Annotated in this window: 4 protein-coding genes and 1 pseudogene; 3 read left to right on the forward strand and 2 right to left on the reverse strand. The window is 66.1% G+C overall.

Annotated features, from left to right (window positions below):
* Positions 1-333 (forward strand): annotated as a pseudogene (locus HWX76_RS36575) (N-acetylmuramoyl-L-alanine amidase); the annotation flags it as partial.
* Positions 327-764: a hypothetical protein gene (locus tag HWX76_RS36330; protein WP_050016651.1), complete on the forward strand. Its 438-nt coding sequence runs from the start codon at positions 327-329 to the stop codon at positions 762-764. The pseudogene HWX76_RS36575 and the gene HWX76_RS36330, both read left to right, overlap by 7 nt.
* Before the next feature lie 62 nt (positions 765-826).
* Here HWX76_RS36330 and queF read toward each other — a convergent pair whose 3' ends face one another.
* Together queF and ilvA are read right to left on the reverse strand one after the other, a co-directional pair.
* Positions 827-1,657 carry an NADPH-dependent 7-cyano-7-deazaguanine reductase QueF gene (gene queF / locus HWX76_RS36335; protein ID WP_050016649.1) on the reverse strand — a complete coding sequence of 277 codons (831 nt, stop codon included), beginning with the start codon at positions 1,655-1,657 and terminating at the stop codon, positions 827-829.
* A 12-nt stretch (positions 1,658-1,669) separates the two neighbouring features.
* Positions 1,670-3,193, reverse strand: a complete 1,524-nt coding sequence (ilvA, locus tag HWX76_RS36340; protein ID WP_050016647.1) for a threonine ammonia-lyase, biosynthetic — start codon at positions 3,191-3,193, stop codon at positions 1,670-1,672.
* Positions 3,194-3,790: 597 nt separating this feature from the next.
* On the opposite strand from ilvA, the gene HWX76_RS36345 reads away from it, so the two are divergent.
* Positions 3,791-4,244, forward strand: a 454-nt coding sequence (locus tag HWX76_RS36345; protein ID WP_176017102.1) for a DUF3683 domain-containing protein, incomplete at its 3' end; no start/stop codon positions are given.

Consider the following 4,244-nt stretch of genomic DNA (forward strand, 5'->3'; position numbering starts at 1 on the left):
ATCTTCCGGGTTCCTTTGTCGGCATTATCGCCGGCTCAGGCCCCGGACGACCCACTTATCCTGCTGTCCGAATTTGCGCGCCCACCTCTCCCGGACCGTTACCCGTCCAATACGGACAGCATTGGCGTGGAATTGGTCGGTGAAGCTCTGCCACTGAATGAGCCCAACCCTGATCGACGAACCTACGTCGCGGCGCCGGCTGCTCAGAACGATTCGTTGCGATGGCTTATCCACGCCCTTTCGGTAACGCTACGTGTTCCGGTGACAGAGGTTTTCCGTCACCCGGTAGTATCGCGGAAGAACCGGACGGAGGCGGCGAGAGTGCAATGGTGATTCGGATCGCAGTTTTGATGTTGGCGCTCGCGCTCAGCTACAGCGCGGCTGCGGGCACGCTGCCCAATAGGGTATCGCCTGTCGGCGCGGCACCCGCCGTTGTGCCGGAGTCAGTCGAAATCGTCAGGAACGGTGCGTGGTCGGCTGACATCAGCGGGGACGAAACGGCGGATATGTGTCGCACGTTCGTGCTTCGGCGTGCGGATGTCAGCGCATTTTTCAAGCGTGCGGACCGCGTAACAGAACGGGCGTACAGCCATGACCTGGACGCCGCGCGTTGCTATGCCGAAGGCGAAGCGCGTCTGGCAGGTGGTGGCGCGGCGAAATGGAGGATAGACCAGGCAAGGCGAGGCTTCATTTCCCTGCCCGATGGTCGAACAATCTACCTGTATTGTCCGAAGTGCCGGGCCGACGTATTCGCACCGAATTAGAGAAGCGCGCCTTCCGCAAGCGGGCAGTGTTGGCGGACCGAAATGTCCGCCAGCTCACGCATTTACTGCCGCGCCGTCCGCGCGTTATCCGGCATCGGCTGATTGTAATTCGTGCGGAACGGGTTGATGTCGAGCCCGCCGCGGCGCGTGTAACGCGCATACACCGCCAACTTCACCGGTTTGCACGCATGCAGGATGTCGAGGAAGATCCGCTCGACGCATTGCTCGTGAAAGCCCGTGTGATTGCGGAACGAGATGATGTAGCGCAGCAGCCCCGCGTGATCGATTTGCGGCCCGACGTAATGGATCTGCACGCTGCCCCAGTCGGGCTGCCCCGTGACCGGGCAGTTCGAGCGCAGCAGGTCGGACACGAGCGTCTCTTCGACCGGCGCCTCGTTCTCGCCGTCGGCCGCCGACAGCAGCGACGGGTCGGGTTCGTACACGTCGGTGTCGAGGTCGAGCCGGTCGAGCGACAGCCCGTCGAGCTCGTCCATCTCCAGCTTGCGGAAATCGTGCGCCGACACCAGCTGCACCGATACGCTCGCGCCGCACGCGGCCGATACGTCGCGCTTCAGCACGTCGCGCACCGTGTCGACCGAGTCGAACTTCGACTGCGCGAACGAACCGAGATACAGCTTGAACGACTTCGATTCGACGATGTTCGGCGATTCGGCCGGCACGTAGAACGTCGCGATCGCGACTTGCGGCTTGCCGCGCGCGTTGAGCCACGACAGCTCGTACGCGTTCCAGATGTCGGTGCCGAAGAACGGCAGCGCCGACGTGATGCCGAGCTGCTCGCGCGCGCCGGCGCGCGGGATCGGGAACAGCAGCGACGCGTCGTACTGCGCCGCGTAGACGGTGGCCTTGCCGAGCGGGGAATGTTCGGGATTCATCGTGTGACGCCTTTACGACAGGAAGAGGCGGTAAGCCGGGTTGGCGCTCTCTTCGACATACGGATAGCCGAGCGCCGCGAGGAAGCGTTCGAATTCGGCACGATCGGCCTGCGGCACCTGCAGCCCGACGAGGATCGAGCTGTAGTCCGCGCCCTGGTTGCGGTAGTGGAACAGGCTGATGTTCCAGTCCGGCGCCATCGACGACAGGAACTTCATCAGCGCGCCCGGCCGTTCCGGGAATTCGAAGCGGAACAGGCGCTCGTCGAGCGCGAGCGGCGAGCGGCCGCCGACCATGTAGCGGATGTGTTCCTTCGACAGCTCGTCGTGCGTCAGGTCGACGCTCTTGAAGCCGTGCGACTCGAAGTTCGCGGCGATCTCCGCCGATTCGCCGCGGCGCCTGATCTGCACGCCGACGAAGATGTGCGCGGATTGCGCATCGGCGATCCGGTAGTTGAACTCGGTGACGTTGCGATCGCCGACGAGCGAGCAGAAGCGCTTGAAGCTGCCGCGTTCCTCGGGGATCGTGACCGCGAACACCGCTTCGCGCGCCTCGCCGACCTCCGCGCGCTCGGCGACGAAGCGCATCCGGTCGAAATTCATGTTCGCGCCGGACGTGACCGCGACGAGCGTCTGGTTTTCGATACCTTCGCGTTCCGCGTACAGCTTCGCCCCCGCGACCGCGAGCGCGCCGGACGGCTCGAGCACGCTGCGCGTGTCCTGGAACACGTCCTTGATCGCCGCGCATAGCGCGTCGGTGTTGACCGTCACGACGCCGTCGAGGAATTCGCGGCACAGCCGGAAGGTTTCCTCGCCGACGAGCTTCACCGCGGTGCCGTCCGCGAACAGGCCGACTTCGCTCAGCTCGATGCGCTCGCCCGCGTCCAGCGACTGCGCCATCGCGCACGAATCCTCGGCCTGCACGCCGATCACCTTGATCTCCGGGCGCACCGCCTTCACGTACGCGGCGACGCCGGACGCGAGCCCGCCGCCGCCGATCGGCACGAAGATCGCGTGGATCGGACCCTGGTGCTGACGCAGGATCTCCATCGCGATCGTGCCTTGGCCGGCGATCACGTACGGATCGTCGAACGGGTGGACGAACGTGAGGTCGCGCTCCTGCTGGACCTTGACCGCGTGCGCGTACGCATCGCTGTACGATTCGCCCGCCTGGATCACCTCGACGCTCGGGCCGCCGTGCGCGCGCACCGCGTCGACCTTCACCTGCGGCGTCGTGACCGGGACGACGATCACGGCCTTGACGCCCATCCGGGCCGCCGAGAATGCGACGCCCTGCGCGTGGTTGCCGGCCGACGCCGTAATCACGCCGCGCGCGAGCGCGTCCGTCGGAATGTGCGCCATCTTGTTGTACGCGCCGCGCAGCTTGAACGAGAACACCGGCTGGTTGTCCTCGCGCTTCAGGTAAACGGCGTTGCGCAGCCGGGCCGACAGGTTGCGGGCCGGTTCGAGTTCCGTCTCGATCGCGACGTCGTAGACGCGCGCGGTGAGGATTTTCTTCAGGTAATCGTGGGATGCCATGGGCGCTCGCGTGCAGTGCGGATGCAGACGGTAAAGGGTCAATGATAGCGCCAAGGGTCCGCCCGCACGCAAGCGGCATGCCGGGCGGGCGGCTGCGGGCGGCCGTGTGTGCGTGCAGGCAGCGGATGCGCGCCGCCGGGCGCAGCATTTTGCCGGCGCTCTTTACCGTTTAACCGCATGGTTACCGACCGGACGGACGGCGAATGGTCGGACGAAACTGCGCCGAAGCCCGCCCGGCGCGGCTCACGGCGATAGCCCCACGACCTGTCCGGCGTGTCACGGGCTGCCCGATCATGGGTTAGAATTCCGTTTTGAATCAAGGATTCGGAAGATGCAGAGGCACCCACGGATCGCACCGTTGAAGCCGACGCCGCGCGCAGCCAGCCCCGCGGCCGAACGGCATGCGCGCCGCGCGCGATCGTGCTGATGGTCCCGAGTGCCGCCAGGCCCTGTCGCCGGCCAGGAGGGGCGAGTCGCCCGCTCCGGCCCCATGAAGGACAGCCGCGCGCCTGGTAACAGAACAGATTTCCCCAAGATTGCGCCCACGCGCTTGCCGACGCCCGTGCACGGGATATCGGCCCTCCGAGTCGTCCGAACATGAACGCACCACAAGTTTTCGATCCGCATGGCGCGGCCGCCGCCGTCGCCGCCGACCCCGCGCCCCGCTTGCGCGAGATTCCCTACAACTACACGTCCTTCTCGGATCGCGAGATCGTGATCCGCCTGCTCGGCGAAGAGGCGTGGGCGGTGCTCGACGAACTGCGCGCCGAGCGCCGCACGGGCCGCTCGGCACGGATGCTGTATGAAGTGCTCGGCGACATCTGGGTCGTGCGCCGCAACCCGTATCTGCAGGACGACCTGCTCGACAACCCGAAACGCCGCGCGCTGCTGATCGAGGCGCTGAACCACCGCCTGACCGAGATCGGCAAGCGCCGCAGCGCCGATCTCACCGCGCACCGCGACGACGCCGGCCGCGAACGCGCGTCGCGCGTCGAGATGCTCGAAACCGCCGCGCAGCGCGCGGTCGACGAATTCGCCGACGAATTCGACA

Source organism: Burkholderia sp. BCC0398 (assembly GCF_902833245.1).
In the GTDB taxonomy this organism is placed as follows: domain Bacteria; phylum Pseudomonadota; class Gammaproteobacteria; order Burkholderiales; family Burkholderiaceae; genus Burkholderia; species Burkholderia sola.

What these genes read in the sequence shown, in the direction of transcription:
- HWX76_RS36330 (WP_050016651.1), top strand. Translation starts at nt 327, where the DNA reads ATGGTGATTCGGATCGCAGTTTTGATGTTGGCGCTCGCGCTCAGCTAC.
- queF (WP_050016649.1), bottom strand. Translation starts at nt 1,657, where the DNA reads ATGAATCCCGAACATTCCCCGCTCGGCAAGGCCACCGTCTACGCGGCG.
- ilvA (WP_050016647.1), bottom strand. Translation starts at nt 3,193, where the DNA reads ATGGCATCCCACGATTACCTGAAGAAAATCCTCACCGCGCGCGTCTAC.